The 14,519-nt window shown below is 44.5% G+C and carries 13 protein-coding genes and 1 other annotated feature; of the genes, 3 read left to right on the top strand and 10 right to left on the bottom strand.

The window, feature by feature from the left end:
* Positions 1–11: 11 nt before the first annotated feature.
* The 4 genes from J0K78_RS08065 to J0K78_RS08050 all read right to left on the bottom strand — a co-directional run bounded on the left by J0K78_RS08065 (position 12) and on the right by J0K78_RS08050 (position 3,589).
* Positions 12–563 (bottom strand): AAA family ATPase, encoded by a 552-nt coding sequence (locus tag J0K78_RS08065; RefSeq protein ID WP_206946201.1) that lies wholly within the window; start codon positions 561–563, stop codon positions 12–14.
* A complete protein-coding gene (locus tag J0K78_RS08060; RefSeq protein WP_206946200.1) occupies positions 556–1,035 on the bottom strand; it encodes a VanZ family protein in 480 nt (159 codons plus the stop codon). Before J0K78_RS08060 ends, J0K78_RS08065 begins: the two co-directional genes overlap by 8 nt.
* Positions 1,036–1,157: 122 nt before the next feature.
* A complete protein-coding gene (locus J0K78_RS08055) occupies positions 1,158–2,369 on the bottom strand; it encodes an MFS transporter (protein ID WP_206946199.1) in 1,212 nt (403 codons plus the stop codon).
* 65 nt (positions 2,370–2,434) lie between these two features.
* Positions 2,435–2,680: a binding site (T-box leader), on the bottom strand.
* A 48-nt stretch (positions 2,681–2,728) separates the two neighbouring features.
* Positions 2,729–3,589 carry an SDR family oxidoreductase gene (locus J0K78_RS08050; protein ID WP_206946198.1) on the bottom strand — a complete coding sequence of 287 codons (861 nt, stop codon included), beginning with the start codon at positions 3,587–3,589 and terminating at the stop codon, positions 2,729–2,731.
* Between the two features lie 225 nt (positions 3,590–3,814).
* Between J0K78_RS08050 and J0K78_RS08045 the strand changes: the two genes are divergently transcribed.
* Positions 3,815–4,513 (top strand): YetF domain-containing protein, encoded by a 699-nt coding sequence (locus tag J0K78_RS08045; RefSeq protein WP_206946197.1) that lies wholly within the window; start codon positions 3,815–3,817, stop codon positions 4,511–4,513.
* A gap of 152 nt (positions 4,514–4,665) precedes the next feature.
* On the opposite strand, the gene J0K78_RS08040 is transcribed toward J0K78_RS08045, so the two are convergent.
* Positions 4,666–6,027: a DUF2254 domain-containing protein gene (locus tag J0K78_RS08040; RefSeq protein ID WP_206946196.1), complete on the bottom strand. Its 1,362-nt coding sequence runs from the start codon at positions 6,025–6,027 to the stop codon at positions 4,666–4,668.
* Between the two features lie 449 nt (positions 6,028–6,476).
* Here J0K78_RS08040 and J0K78_RS08035 point away from each other — a divergent pair, with 449 nt between their 5' ends.
* The gene (locus tag J0K78_RS08035; RefSeq protein WP_206946195.1) at positions 6,477–7,346 is read left to right on the top strand and encodes a DMT family transporter; all 870 of its coding nucleotides are present in this window, start codon (positions 6,477–6,479) and stop codon (positions 7,344–7,346) included.
* Positions 7,347–7,421: 75 nt separating this feature from the next.
* Here J0K78_RS08035 and J0K78_RS08030 read toward each other — a convergent pair whose 3' ends face one another.
* From J0K78_RS08030 to J0K78_RS08015, 4 genes are all read right to left on the bottom strand, one after another.
* Positions 7,422–7,775, bottom strand: coding sequence for a DUF2200 domain-containing protein (locus tag J0K78_RS08030; RefSeq protein ID WP_206946194.1), 354 nt, complete (start codon positions 7,773–7,775; stop codon positions 7,422–7,424).
* A 59-nt stretch (positions 7,776–7,834) separates the two neighbouring features.
* Complete coding sequence (locus J0K78_RS08025; protein ID WP_206946193.1) at positions 7,835–10,723, bottom strand: hypothetical protein; 2,889 nt, start codon at positions 10,721–10,723, stop codon at positions 7,835–7,837.
* A 270-nt stretch (positions 10,724–10,993) separates the two neighbouring features.
* Positions 10,994–11,830 carry an STAS domain-containing protein gene (locus tag J0K78_RS08020; RefSeq protein WP_206946192.1) on the bottom strand — a complete coding sequence of 279 codons (837 nt, stop codon included), beginning with the start codon at positions 11,828–11,830 and terminating at the stop codon, positions 10,994–10,996.
* Between the two features lie 456 nt (positions 11,831–12,286).
* Positions 12,287–13,030, bottom strand: a complete 744-nt coding sequence (locus tag J0K78_RS08015; protein WP_206946191.1) for an SDR family oxidoreductase — start codon at positions 13,028–13,030, stop codon at positions 12,287–12,289.
* Positions 13,031–13,189: 159 nt separating this feature from the next.
* Here J0K78_RS08015 and J0K78_RS20165 point away from each other — a divergent pair, with 159 nt between their 5' ends.
* Positions 13,190–13,579: a MerR family transcriptional regulator gene (locus J0K78_RS20165; RefSeq protein WP_206946190.1), complete on the top strand. Its 390-nt coding sequence runs from the start codon at positions 13,190–13,192 to the stop codon at positions 13,577–13,579.
* Between the two features lie 110 nt (positions 13,580–13,689).
* Here J0K78_RS20165 and J0K78_RS08005 read toward each other — a convergent pair whose 3' ends face one another.
* Entirely contained in the window at positions 13,690–14,499 is an 810-nt protein-coding gene (locus J0K78_RS08005) for an MBL fold metallo-hydrolase (protein WP_206946189.1), read from the bottom strand.
* Between the last annotated feature and the right edge of the window lie 20 nt (positions 14,500–14,519).

The following is a 14,519-nucleotide window of genomic DNA, read 5'->3' as shown; positions in this document are numbered from 1 at the left end:
AGATTCTTATACTAGTACGATAGAAGCTCCGCAACTTTTGCAAGCACACCGCTGACTTCTCCCTCTTCTTCAATGGTAAAAAAGTGATCCGCTTCCTCAACAGATGGGGGCGCTAGGTATAGCGATTCTTCCTGCTGACGTCGCAGTACCTCATCAAAAGAAGAGACGGTGCGTAAAACGGATGGATCCCGCTTTGTTTCTGCTACACGTGTTTCAAGGATGGAGTTCGGCACATCAAAATATACAAGAATCGTAGAAAATCCTCTCCTTTTAAAGTCTTCCAGCAGTGCTTTCCTCGCCTTTGCCTCGCGATTCGAGTTACAGATAAGGAGATGCAGATCCGTTTCTACCACCGCATGGTCGACAATCATTTTCGTCATCCTGTGTTTGATCGAATTCGGACCATCTTTAGGAACGAGCCGGGAATAATGGGTATTCAAAAACGCCGCATGGTCATCCTGGTCAATCACGACCGTGTTCTTCACCTTTTCCTCAAGCATTCCCGCAAACGTCGACTTCCCGCTGTGGGTCATCCCGACAGTCATCACGACAAATCTATTCATGACTCCTCCCCCCGATCCATTTTTGGACGAAAGATGTTTTCCACAAGAGGAAACCGAGCCAGGCACCGAATAGATTCAAAATAAAATCATCGATATCAAAACTCCCCCTCTGGGTCAATAACTGCGTGACTTCAGCTGAGAAGATAATCAAAACGAAGGCAAGAAGGTAGGCACTCATACTCCTCAGTTTTCTAAACAGAGAAGGCAGGAAAATGCCCATCGGGATGAATACCAGCACATTCCCGAGCAGATTCTTCACAGCCGTCCACGTATTCATCGTCCCATTCTCCCAGGCTGTTATATAATTCCCGATGGTTTTGAACGGAACCAGATTGGAACGGTTTTGTATATATTCCACTAGACTCATAGACATCCCCGCTGACCCACGCGATTGAAAAAACATGTAAAACGTGAGAAACAGGAGATAGCCGATAAAGCCTATACTCATGATGATGCGTTGAACCTTTGACATAAGAACCTCCACCAACTTTTTCATCTGTATATTCCCTATCCTTACCCAAGAGTGGTGACAAACCAAACCCTCCCGCTCACTGTGTCATGAAAATGTAACCACCCTTTATCAAAGACCGTGAGCTATACCGCTGCCTCATCCACTTCCTTCTCTTTCCAACGCCGATTGACGAAACCGATCCCTAACGTTACGAAAAGCATCATCCAGGATCCTCCTACAACCGCTGCTTTGATCGAAACCCATTCAGCTGTAGTTCCAATAGTGATGGTCGCAAGGATGACGAGCACGCTTTCCAGTAAACCGAACACGCTCGTCACCCTGCCCATCACTCCAACAGGTATATACTCCTGATAGAAGGTATGAAAACCGGTATTTGCAAAAGCAAGCGCAAATGATAGCAGAAAGAACCCGATCGCCGCTCCCGAAAAATCCACCGAAAATGCATATATCAAATATCCGCACGCTACCAACAAACCACCGCTGGTGAGAAGAAACCTCGTGGATAAATCATTGCCGAACCTCGTAACGACCAGGGCCCCAACTGCAATTCCCGCACCTGCAATACTTACCAGATAACCATACGCCGTGTCCGTAAGCCCGAGCACTTCTTTGGAAAAAGCGGCTTCCAATGAGTCGAGCGCCGCTGCCATGACCATCATCAGTCCGAATAGAAAATAAATCGTCATGATTAAGAGGTGCTGCTTCGCAAACGTCCACACAACGTTCCAATCTTTCCTGAGCAAGGCCACCGACCATGCTTCCTGTCCTGCTCCTGTTTCTTTTTCCAAACGGGGAAGCCATAGAGTAATTATTCCAGAAAGGAAAAATGTCCAGGCATTAAAGTAAATCGCCAGTTCAGGCGTTCCGATGATAAACAACACGCCTGCCATCGCAGGTCCGATCAGAAATCCTCCCGAATCAATCAAACTTCTCAGTGCGTTGAACCGTTTTCGCTTCTCTTTCGGAATCAACTTCGTTACATACGTCATTGATGCAGGCTCGAAAACAGCACCAGCCATGTTCACAATTAAGACAAGCCCATACATCGCTGGAAGCGAGGACATGGCAGGGAGAAAAACAAGTAAGAGAGCCCTGAACACATCAAGACCGATCATAAGATTCCGCTGATCCACCCTGTCCACGAACGACCCTGCCCATACGTTTGTTAGAAGCGCAGCCACCGGCTTCAGCAAGTACAAAACAGCGACAGCCAGTGGCGAGCCTGTCATTTCAAGCACGATAAGATTCAACGCAATCAAATAAATCCAATCCCCGATATTCGATAAGCCGATCCCTGATAATAATAGAAACGGATACTTCCACGAACGAAACATGACTCCCCCTCCTTAGAGATCATTTCAGAGCAATAAAAAAAACCTCACCCCCAAGACATGTAAGTCTTGGGGGCGAGGTCTGTTTCATCCGCGGTGCCACCCCAGTTTTATGAATGTGTCGCCACATCCAGCTCATCAGGTACGCTTCATACCCTGTCTCAGTAACGGGAACTCCCGTCTCATGATCCCCCTTCTGGTTCCCATGAGAAGCTCAGAGGTTTGGTTCGATAAGGGAAGCCCTACTCCTTTTCAGCACCCGGAGCTCTCTGGAAAGACTTCTGCTTATCTACTCTTCTCTTCATTGCCGCTTTCATTTCTCTATACTATGCAAGAAGGAACGCTATTTGTAAAGCGTTTACTCAATCATTTTCATCCGTCAGCCATTTCTCCTGATAATCTTTGACATACTGCTCCAATGGTATAGGCTTCGAGTTTGTGATCTTTTCGAAATCAGCGGTGACGCCTTTCGTTAATCCAAGTTTCGTTGGAAAATGAATCCCGACCACTACGTTCACAAAGTCCTCTTTTTCGCCCTTGTTTACCATGTAAGACTTGAATTCTTTTACCGAAGGGTTTGTATATACGATTTTTTCTCCCAGTACCGCCGTCATAATCTCAGCGACCTCATAAAAATCCAAGGCTTTCTCACCGGTAATGACGGGATACGTATACCTGAATTTCTCAGGATTTAAAAAAGCCTGTAGGGCCACCTCTGCAAGATCCCGGGTGTCCACGAAGCTGGCTTTCCCTTTCCCCGCCGGCACAAATATCCTTTTGTTTTCTTTGATTTCCTGACCAAGGAAATCTTGCAGATTCTGCATGAAGTAACCGGCCCTGATGAAGGTGTAGGGAACGCCTAGTTTTTTTATTAACTTCTCATTTTTAAAATGATGAATGAAAGGCAGGTATTGGACATCCTTAACAGAGAGGTAGACGATATGTTGTACGCCCATTTCCTTGAGAACTTTCAGGAATTCACCAAACTCCATTTTGTCTCCCGGAGGGTAAATAAGAAAAACCTGTTCAATCCCTTCCAGCGCAGCAGCAAAAGTCTCAGGATTGGAGAAATCCAGTTCTACGAAGGAAAATTCTTCTCCGAACCGCTTCACAGCTTTTTCAACGCTCCTTACCCCGCACGTAAAGGAAAGGTTTTGTCCCTTCAACTTTCTTGCGACTTCCTTCCCAACTTTTCCGTTAAAACCAGTAACAAGGACACTCAATTGAATACCCCTCCCCTTCTTGGAAAAGCGAGCGTTCCACTCCTGTTTCTCTGTCAGCGGAAAATTGGCGCCCCATTAAAGACCCGCCTAAAACCGTAACGTCTACATCAGATTATACTCCTTTTTCTTTTTCCGGGGAGGATGAACTTATTCCACCGAAAGGGATAAAACGCATTCCAACTTCAAAGAATATGGAAGATTTCCTATTAAAAGGAGCGTTTTGAAATGTCCATCAGTGTATTATTGACCCGTCTTGCCATCGCTTTCTTCACCTTATTTATTCTTACAAGGCTTATGGGAAGGAAAGAAATCTCCCAAATGACCTTCTTTAATTTCGTTTCCGCCATTTCCATCGGCACACTGGGCGCCTCCCTTGCCATTGATCCTACATTGAGTGTGAGGAACGGACTCATTGCTCTCGCCGTATGGAGTGCCTTCACCATTCTCATGGGACTTCTCGATATTAAGTCGAGAAACGTACGTAAAACGGTGGAAGGAGAACCTATTATCATCATTCGTAACGGAAAGATACTGGAAAATGAAATGAGGAAGACCCGCCTTGATACAGATGAATTGAACTTACTCCTAAGAAAAAAGAATGTCTTTTCTGTAGGAGACGTTGATTATGCCATCTTCGAAACGGACGGGACCTTATCTGTACTGAAAAAACAAGGAAAACGTCCCGCCACCAAAGAAGATGTCCATGCCTCTTACCATGCTATGCACTCCAGCCCCACCTCCTCGATCGTCATTCAGGATGGAAAGGTAAACCATAACAACTTGGAAAGTCTGCAATGGAGCCTGGAGAAACTGGAAGAAAAGCTTTCCGCCAATGGATTAAACGCCTTAGAGGATGTCTTTTATGCTGAGGTTATAGAAGATGGATCGCTTTATGTGGATACCTACAACGATGAAGTCCATTAACGGTTAATGCAGAGATCAAGCCCCTTGCAGAGGATGCAGCCAACAAGTCCCCTCCTTCATATTTATTAAGAAAAATAAAATACCAATAAAATAAGAAGCTGACATCTATAGATGTCAGCTTCTTTCCTTCGCACTATTTTCAGATCCGGTCCTTAAAGAGAAGCAGATTCATCTGTGGCACTTTTCGAACTGACCCGCTTCAGCATATATTCAAGAAGAAAAAGATAATCCTTCTCATGCCCCGTCTGTTTAGCGAGCTCCGATAATTGCTCCAACATATACAGGCAGTCATTTTCATACATACTATCGTTATCGAAACCTAATATCGTCTGCCTGGCGAATTCCCATAAATCGTTGTGGTATCCTTCATCCACCGTTTTACTCAACACCTTGATCATCGTTAACAGCTCTGTCATCACGGCGGAATTCTGGTCCGCATATTCCCTTATCGTAGCGAATCCCTTGTGAAGGTAATAACGAAAATCTTTTCGATTCAGAATCACGCGAAGCTCCTCTTCCTCATCGAACAGGTAGGGAGAGAAATCTGTTGACTGTCCGATGCTTTTCAGCAGATCGGCAATCTGATGAATGGTGTTCGTAACCGTAAGCGGATCATTATGTCCTAAGGCTTTGATCGCTACCTCCGCAAGCTTGATGAGACCATACTCCAAGTCTTGAATCTCTGTCTGTTTGACTCCGATTTCAATGGACTTGTAGTAGTGATCGGGATTGACGGTTTTACCGCTTTCCCAATACGTGAGCAGCGGGGTTCCTTCTAAGACAAACTCTCCGATTCTGACATCGAACCGAAGGAGGATGTCGTCACTCTCCGCCTGCTTAATCAACCGGGAAAAATCGGCAACTTGAAGATAACCGGATTGGCGGGTCTTAATGACTTTCCCTTCAGATTCATCAGGAAGGGATTCCACCTCGATCTCTTTCTCCATGTGATAAGGTTTTAATTCTTTTTCAAGTGAATGCTGCACCTGCTTAGACTTGGCATTCATATTGAAACTGATGTTATGGACCTGCATCCATGTCGTGGTGTGGTTGATAAAGTAAATGAACGTAACTGCAGCGGTAATCGCTGTGAGAATGGATAAAACCGGTGTGGCGACAATATATTCCTCTTCTTCATGCGTCACGTATAAGAAGTTCAGCAGAACATAGATAAAACTTCCGTTAAAAATACCAAGCACATGCTGGGTCGCCCGGTCACTGACAAAGTTCACAAGCATTTTGGACGAAAACTGGCCGCTGAATGTCGTCAGCGCAACGAGCAGGGAGTTAATCGTAAAGGCACTCAAGGTCAGTACCCCTCCGACAAGTGCACTCAGAAGCACTTGGAGCGTCTGGCCGCTGAAACCGATGGCTGGCGGCAGGTATAAACCGACATCCACCACATAATCAAGATAAAACGTGAAGGCGGACAACCCGATCGCACCCACGATGTACCAGAAAGGCATAAACCATATCGTGGATTTCAACTCACTTTTCCGTTGTCGTTTCGACATCTTCAAATATTTCTTTATATAGTAGAAGATTCCCATATGAACTCCATTCTTTCCTTAAGACTTTTGAATACTCCTAATTCCTACCCTGTAATGATGGAGAGTGAACCTGTTTTTTATTTTTTATCGAAAATTAGGGAGAAATACCGAAAATTTCATGGGTTTATTACCCAATCCTCAGGAAATTCTCGAAAAACATCAAAAGTACCCACCATTTCACCAAGCAGAATTCCTTATTTATCCCACTTGGAGAATGAATGTTCAATCCCACACAAGCAAGCTCATGTTTAGTAATTAGAAATATAAGGAAATACCGTTAACACATTTCCAAAAACTATTGTGAAATAGCTTTAGAAAAAGATCGGCCGCCTCTTTCGGAACTTGTGTCAATCTAAGGGAACTTTCAGCGAATGGAAAAATGGCATCATTACTCAAACCTTAGGAGGCAAATGGTGAGATATGCAGGAGTAGGATTGGTGATGCTCGCCGCGATCGGCTGGGGCATCAGTGGAGGAATTGCTGACATTTTGATGGAAAAGGGATGGGACCCGGTAGTCATTTCCTTTTACAGAGGCGCGGTTGGATTTATTTGTTTCCTTGCCTGGCTGCTTACGAATGTAAAACAAAATTGGACCTTCTCCAGACGTTTATACTTGTGGGCGACATTGGCTGGCTTGGGGGTGGCGGGGAATTTCACTTCTTATTTCCTGAGTATCGAAGCTTCGAGCATTGCCGTTGCTGCAACTTTGATGTACACCGCTCCCGTATTTGTGCTTTTGATTTCCTTTTTATTAGGAATTGAACGTTCAAACTGGTTTAAATGGGGATGCATTATTAGTGTGCTTTTAGGGATCATCCTGCTTACGGGCGCCTATAACCCTGCCTCCGTTTCCGTCAGTTTTCTAGGAGCGGCAGGGGGCCTTGGTGCTGGACTCTCCTATGCATTGTTCATCTTCGGTTTTAAAAAAGCCGCTTTGCTAGGAAAGCCACAGACCATCTCAACCATCGCCTTTTTCTCATTCTGTGTCATCCTCTTCCTCTTGAGCGACAGGAATGAAATTGCTGATGTGTTGACCTCGAGCGACATAGGGTGGTTCATACTTCTAGGACTTGTGGGGGCAGGCATTTCCTTTATCTTTTATGTGATCGGGATACGTAAGACCGCGCCGTCAACCGCTTCGATGGTCGCCATGATTGAACCCGTGACCGCTTCATTATTTGGTGCCCTGATTCTCGGAGATTCACTTGGAGCTGTTCAATTCCTTGGGATAGTCCTAATTCTGTTTACGATCACGTTCCTTAGCGTGAAGCAGTCGGACTGATGAAAATTCTACCTTATCGTGATTGGCTATATAAAATCCCGTCCCTAGTCATAGGAACGGGATTTTGTGCTTGAATCAGGGTTTACGCAGAATCTTCTCCATCGCTTTCCCTTTGGCCAGCTCATCGATCATTTTATCCAAATAACGGATTTCCTGCATCAATGGTTCTTCTATTTCTTCCACCCGAACGCCACAGATGACGCCCTTGATCATCGTCCGTGAAGGGTTCATCTCAGGAGCTTCTGCAAAGAAGGTTTCAAAGTCTGTCTTCTTTTCTAATAACTCCTCTAGCTGCACCTGGTTATACCCTGTTAACCAGCGGATGATTTCATCGACTTCTTCTTTCGTACGCCCCTTTTTTTCCGCCTTGTTGACATAATGGGGATAGACACTAGCAAAACTCATCGTATAAATCTTATGTTTAGCCATGATTCAACCTGCCTTTCCTGATCTATGGTTTAAAGTATATCACGCCAAAGTTCCCCTCATTATTCTACTGACGAAAAGATATCTTTAATAATCGGATAAGACTTCTTCAAGCGTTCTTTATAGAGAGGAAGGTCCCAGTTTTCCCACGTATAACGGGCAGGCTGATCAAACCCGAACGACTCGACGACTTTTCCTTTTTCTGTCACAGCTGCTGTGATATCCATTCCATCAATGGTGATTGATGCTCCCAAGCCTCCTTCATCCAGATCTCCGATAAACTCCTTCTGACTAGGGTCTTTTGCATTCAACAGCATCCATGGAAGGCGGACTTCCAGAATTCCCGTTTTCGCGGAGTAATAATAATCGGCGAGCGAATCATAGTCTTCCGATTCAGGATTTCCGGTTCCATACCGTAGGACACCCGTCTCGTAAGAATCAAAAGGAAACGCTTCCCCCGTATCCGGACGGACGAGCCCTTTGTTAAGTGCCAGTCGGATGGGATGGAAATCTTCATCTTCAAAAGGATCCTTCGTCATCTCGAGTTTTCGGACATAATCATAATGAAACACATCATAGTCGCGTGCTACTTCGATTTTCGCATGCTGTTCATTGGTCTGTGCATTCGACCAGTACGGTCTGCGGTCGGGATTGTCGTAGTCCATCGTATTCCACGTCCGTTTGAACCACTCATCCTGCCAACTGAATACAAGACCGCCAAGCAGCTCCTCATGCAGAATATCCTCATACAGGCGTTTGACGATCTGACCTTGTTCCTTTTCTGAAATGAAACCCTGGTTCCAGCCAAACGGGTTTTCGTGCGTCTTTCCTCTCGAAGCCGGGATGCCGAATTCGGCGATCAGAATAGGAAGATCGTGCGATTCATGCAGGTCTTTCAGGTAGCCTGCGTAGTTGTTCTTTTCACCACGGTGATCTTCGAATTCCATATAGGACTCCTCAAGGTTGAGAAAATCCGGATAATACGGATAGACGTGATAGGAAGCGAACATGCCTGCTGCTTCCGCCTTCCCTTTTGGAAAGATATGATTGGGATCGATACTTGCAAGATCCTCCTGTTCCAAAGGTTCTGCCGGCTGATCGAGGTTGTCTGTCGTCACCCAGTTGGTGAAACTCAACGGACGCATGCTCTGGTACTGTTCGATTTCATAAGTGGTGAGAACATCCATCTGCTCCGCAAGCCAGTATTCCATCGGACTTGCGCCTTCCGTCCTCGTATAGGTGCCCTCATAGTCGCCAAGATCCAGATAATTCTTTTCCATCTGATCGACCATTATCGGATACCATTCGATCCCGATGACCCATCCAACTACATAAGGAGAGATGTCCTTCGTGTAGAGGCCGGACGCATGCCCGGCTTGGGCCGGAACCTCAGCTTCTCCGTGAATAACATCCACGATTTTTTTCATTTCCTTTTGAAAAGCGACTGTGATGTCTTCATCAAAAGCATCTTTCGTCTCCTCTAAAGGACCTTCATCGATCCATACCCCATGAAACACATAAAGAGGCTGTTCCGCCTGTGCATTGTATTCCGCTAAGGCCTCATAAAAACCTGGTGGATGCAGGGTGTACACACGAATGGCATTCGCGTCCATTTCTCCTATCTGCTCAAACCAGCGCGCGTATTCCTCTTTATCAATCGCTGCTTCTCCGGGAAAATACCCTGGTTTCCCCATGCCGATATTGACGCCTTTGACCGTCATCGACTGCCACTCGTTGTCCTGGAAAACTTCGATTTTCTGTTCATGGACACGAGAAGGATGGTGGATATCCTCCGTCAATGCTTGAGGAACGGTCACAGGTTTTTCAGCCTCTTCCTTTGCAGCAGAGGAAAGAATGCTTTCCATCATCGGCTGGTAGGTACTCCAAAAGAAGCTCTCTTCAGAATCTGGTTGGAACTTCGCCACCCATTCCCTTACTTTTGCGAAACCCTTGTACTGATAAAACGAGGGGACATCTGCCAAATCAGCGAAATCTCCGGAGAAATAATAGCGTTGGGCCCCTTGGTCCTCATAGTGAGTGACCGCCGGGAATGTAGCAGGTATTCCATGCTCATCAAGCTTTCCTGAACCCTGATCACTTGTTTGGATTTCATACTCTGCCAGCACTTCCGCTCCTTCTTCAGCCTCAAGGATATCGAACCAGTAAAGATAAGGCGTACTCTTTTGGAGGTCGAACCGCTCTCCCCCTTTCTCAGTAAAAGTCGCGAGGATAGGGGCATCTTCCAAGTCTCCCTCTTCTAAAGACAAGACGACAACCTCGCTCGTGAATTCATGGATAAGAACCACTCCTTCCCCTTCATACGTCCAGGGTTCTCCCTTTTCTTCCCATCTGGAAACGACCCAGTCCGGGACTTCCCCACCTTCGTTCAAATCCTGAAAATAACGGCCGATCCAGCCCTGCCAATCTACCTTCAAAAAGTCGGTCACATCGTTCCGAACCGCCTCACTTGTCGGGGAGGCGAAGCTGTTGAACTCCATGACCAGGTCCTTCCCATTGGATTGGACCTGCTGCTTGATCTGCAGCCATTCATCCATGCTTAGTCCGCCATGGATCAGGGAAGGTGCTCCGGCCTCATTCGATTCCTCTGCCCATGGCACATCTTCTTTATATACTCCGTATGTATCGGCGATATAAATCAACTCCGTATTCCCGAGGTTTTCCGGGAGCGGTTTTTCTTCAATGATCTGCGCGTCTTCATCAGGCACTAGACCGTAGTAATTCATACTTTCGTAGGATTGCTTCTCATTCGTTGTATATTTGTTGTAATTCAACAGCCATGTCATGCTTTTATGTTCACGAAAACTCTCATCTGGTACCGTTTTGTCAAAAACAGTCACATCCAGTGATCTGGATGGTGAAAACAGCCAGATCAAAGAGGGTAACGCTAAGACAAAAAGTACGCCCACTGCGATCCATAGATTTTTTTTCATAAAATCCCCCTCACCTACAGGAAAATGATACTAAGGTTATGTTCCCTGTTCATTATAATAGATAAATAGAGGGATGAATATCCTTTGTGCTTTTTATCGTTGCGCGTAGGTGGGGGTTTTTCATACGTCTGCCCTCGCTTCTGCAAAAAAATAAAAGTGTCTGACACCCGTTCCGTTCACCCTTTGGCATAACGAGGTTCAGACACTTTTATTTGTCACTTTCATCCATATTTTGATGTGTCAATTCGTTCATTCATAACAAGGTCAACATTAAGAGTTGGCTTTCTTATCTAATAGTTGCAACGATTCAATAGCTCTGTGGAGGCTGCTGAACGTATGGATCCCCTTCATATTAATGCCCAGACTCACCATTGTCTGTACAATATCCGGACGGATGCCGCTCATGATCCCATTCACACCCGTAAGTTTTAACGAATTGATCACTTTAAATAATTGATGAGCGACCATCGTATCAATGATACTCACACCGGATAAATCTAAGATGATCGTCTCAAGCTCGTATTCTTCCCCTTGCTTCAAGGCGTTCTCCATGAGGAGCTGAGCACGGTTCGTATCGATTTCTCCAACAATCGGAATGACGCCCACTGTCTCTGTGACTCGAACGATCGGAACGGAAAGTTCATCCACAGCAAAATTAGCGGTTTGAATAGTATTTTCGAAGTCATCCATATACGATTGACTGACCATTTGAACTGCTTGGTCAACCGCATGATTAAACGGAGTAAGGATATCATAAAAATCGTCAAAGGAAAGATTTTGTGTTTTTGCTTCGTCTTTGATAATCGCACCAATGACTTCTCTATACTCACTTATTTCTACCAGGGCTATGTTTAATGGTAACCTTAATTCTACAAGTTCACCTGACACACGATCGCTCCACTTTTCCAGATTCTGAGCAACCTCCTCAAAATCCTGGCTTAAAGAAGTGGCATAGGCTTCAATTAATTCCATTCTCCAAGTAATTAATTGTTCAGAGACTCCTTTTCCTATTTCATCAGGTATAGCAACCGCTCGGGCCAACCCTTCTTTCTGTTCAAGTATAGCAGTCGTTACAGGCATTAATGTTGCTTGCTTTGCAGCCGTCATCTATTTTCCCCCTCAAAAAATATAAAAAAATCATATGAATCTACTTTAACTACCGAATGATATCCAATAATATATTACAATAATATGAGATAAATTTCGAGTGGGAATATGAAACTTTCATATCCTATGATCCTTAAGAGTTTATACAGAATCAGCATTTTCTGCCTACTATTCTGTGAAATCATAGTCTTGCAAGTAAATACTAGTGTCCTACACCTACAATCTTAAAAAGGGGCTGGGGGCTTCTTTTGTTTATTCATATAAGGAGTTTCGTGCAGTAGGGGAAGTTGTATAAATACGCAGGGGAAATCATCGATATTAATATAAAAAAAGCAGAGCCCCCTCTTTCGGGAAGTCCCTGCTCCTTTTCCTATCATTCATCCACCAAGTCAATTTACGAAATAGGTTCAATCCAACCTTAAAAACCGCCCACTGCAAAAATGGCAAAAGACTTATTTAAAGTTCTTGAGAAGTAGGTCGTACGACAATTTCGTTTACTGCTACCTCTGCAGGTTCTTCCATGGCGTAACGAATGGTGCGGGCGATACTATCCGGCTTAATCGCATCACTATAGAGTTGATCCACTCCGCCCTTCACATCATTATCTGTGATACTCGTCGTTAATTCCGTAGAAACGGCTCCTGGCGAAATAATCGTGGCACGTATATTGCTTTCAGGAGACTCTTCCATACGCAAGCCTTCTGTAATTGCACGGACAGCAAATTTTGTACCACTATAGACTGCACTGCCAGGGAACACCACATGCCCAGCTACAGAAGACAAGTTGATAATATGGCCCTGTTTTCTTTCTCGCATATAGGGAAGCACCGCGTTTATGCCATAAAGCACCCCTTTAATGTTGACATCAATCATTTTATCCCATTCATCCACTTTTTGCTTATTAAGTAGAGACAGCGGCATAATCCCTGCATTATTCACAAGGACATCAATTTGACCAAAGGTCTCATGGGCATACTTTCCTAGTTCCAGCATTTGTTCGGAGGAAGCTACGTCTGTCACTTTATATACAGCCTCTCCTCCATGGCTATTGATTTCCTCTGTTAATGCCTGAAGTCGCTCCTCTCTTCTTGCAGCTAACACCAATTTAGCTCCTTTTGAAGAAAGTTCTTTGGCTGTTGCTTCTCCAATACCACTTGATGCACCAGTTAGAATGACTACAGAGTTTTTTATCGTTTCCATTGTTCGAAAACCTCCCTAATTTTAATTACACGTGTAGTATAATTGTTAGAGTCGACTCTAAATCAACTAAAACCACTTGACCGATCTCAAAAAGTTGACCAGTCGCTTTCCGAACGTATAATCTAACGGAAGAGCAATATTCTCTAAGGAGAGATTCTAGTGGAATTCAAGATAGGACAAGCAGCCAAAATACTAGGTATATCCACCTATACACTTCGATATTACGAGAAAGAAGGGTTGATCCCTTTTGTGAAACGCAGCCAGAAAGGTACGCGAGTATATGATGAAAGTGATTTATACTGGATTGATATGATTAGGTGCTACCGTGATACAGGTATGACTCTGAAGGATATTAAACAAATGATCGAGTTATCGCATGAAGGGGACCATACTTTAGATTTACAAAAAGACATTTTGAACGATCATAAAACAAAGGTAGAAAAGCAGATTGAAGACTTGCAGGAACATCTTCATAAGATGAACCAGAAAATTAAATGGTATGACGGAGAAGTGGCAACATGTCCATTCTCCATACACATTCACCCATAACGTTCAAGACGAATCCCATGTTTTTCACGGATTAAACATCAGACCATGTTCAAACCTACTAAAGGCGCTTTCTAATGTTTAGAAAGCGCCTCTTTTGTGGCATTGAAACTTTAAGTGCTCTGCTCATCCTCCGCCTCTTCCAGTATCGACCGAATCATGTGTTTTGAATCGTATTCATAACTGGAATGGTAAACAATCATCGGCACTTTGGAAAATAATTCAGCATTTATTTCTTCAATGGTGTGCCCTCTTCCATACAAGTGATGTACGTATTCACTCAGCTCCTCTAAATAGTCAAGCTTTTTCCTCATCGCCAGCTTTCCATCTTGTATGTAACCCGCATGTTGGCAGAACATGTCTTGAAAATCCAACTGAAGGACTTTTCTGATTGAACGAATCATAACAGGGACAGATTCATCCCCCATCATGACCTTAGGCTTTGGATGTACAAACAGGTCCCCTGAAAACAACCTCCCATGCTCCTCATCGTATAAAGCTACATGATTCTTTTCATGCCCCGGTGTATGTATGAGTTTATACAAATGATGACTGGACTCCATCGTTTCACCATATGGGGAAGGCGAGAATGGCTCACGTATTCCCCATATTTTTTCCCTGTATGAAGGGAGTTGGGCTTCAACCTCACACTCTGGTATCGCCTCTTTCTTAATATATACAGGAAGACCCCTTTCATCTTGCAGCCATTTTGCTGTTCCTGTGTGATCTTCATGAGGATGGGTAAGGCTGACAAATTCAATTGGCACTTGCTTAAAAAATGGTTTGAAATCTTCAAGCATTCGTGAAGAACCCGTGTCAATCAACATTCCGTCGACATAAAACATGTAGACAGACATGGAAAATCCTCCATCGCTCACTTCTCCTAACACGGCGGTTACTTCTCCATGCTGGTGGATTTTCATTCTATCCCCCCTAATGAAAC

Source organism: Halobacillus sp. GSS1, assembly GCF_017307035.1.
GTDB classification, from domain to species: Bacteria; Bacillota; Bacilli; order Bacillales; family Halobacillaceae; genus Halobacillus; species Halobacillus litoralis.
This window is presented reverse-complemented; position numbering and strand designations above follow the sequence as displayed.

Coding starts and splice junctions, on each gene's coding strand:
- J0K78_RS08065 (WP_206946201.1), bottom strand. CDS start 563: ATGAATAGATTTGTCGTGATGACTGTCGGGATGACCCACAGCGGGAAG.
- J0K78_RS08060 (WP_206946200.1), bottom strand. CDS start 1,035: ATGTCAAAGGTTCAACGCATCATCATGAGTATAGGCTTTATCGGCTAT.
- J0K78_RS08055 (WP_206946199.1), bottom strand. CDS start 2,369: ATGTTTCGTTCGTGGAAGTATCCGTTTCTATTATTATCAGGGATCGGC.
- J0K78_RS08045 (WP_206946197.1), top strand. CDS start 3,815: ATGTCCATCAGTGTATTATTGACCCGTCTTGCCATCGCTTTCTTCACC.
- J0K78_RS08040 (WP_206946196.1), bottom strand. CDS start 6,027: ATGTCGAAACGACAACGGAAAAGTGAGTTGAAATCCACGATATGGTTT.
- J0K78_RS08030 (WP_206946194.1), bottom strand. CDS start 7,775: ATGGCTAAACATAAGATTTATACGATGAGTTTTGCTAGTGTCTATCCC.
- J0K78_RS08025 (WP_206946193.1), bottom strand. CDS start 10,723: ATGAAAAAAAATCTATGGATCGCAGTGGGCGTACTTTTTGTCTTAGCG.
- J0K78_RS08020 (WP_206946192.1), bottom strand. CDS start 11,830: ATGACGGCTGCAAAGCAAGCAACATTAATGCCTGTAACGACTGCTATA.
- J0K78_RS08015 (WP_206946191.1), bottom strand. CDS start 13,030: ATGGAAACGATAAAAAACTCTGTAGTCATTCTAACTGGTGCATCAAGT.
- J0K78_RS08005 (WP_206946189.1), bottom strand. CDS start 14,499: ATGAAAATCCACCAGCATGGAGAAGTAACCGCCGTGTTAGGAGAAGTG.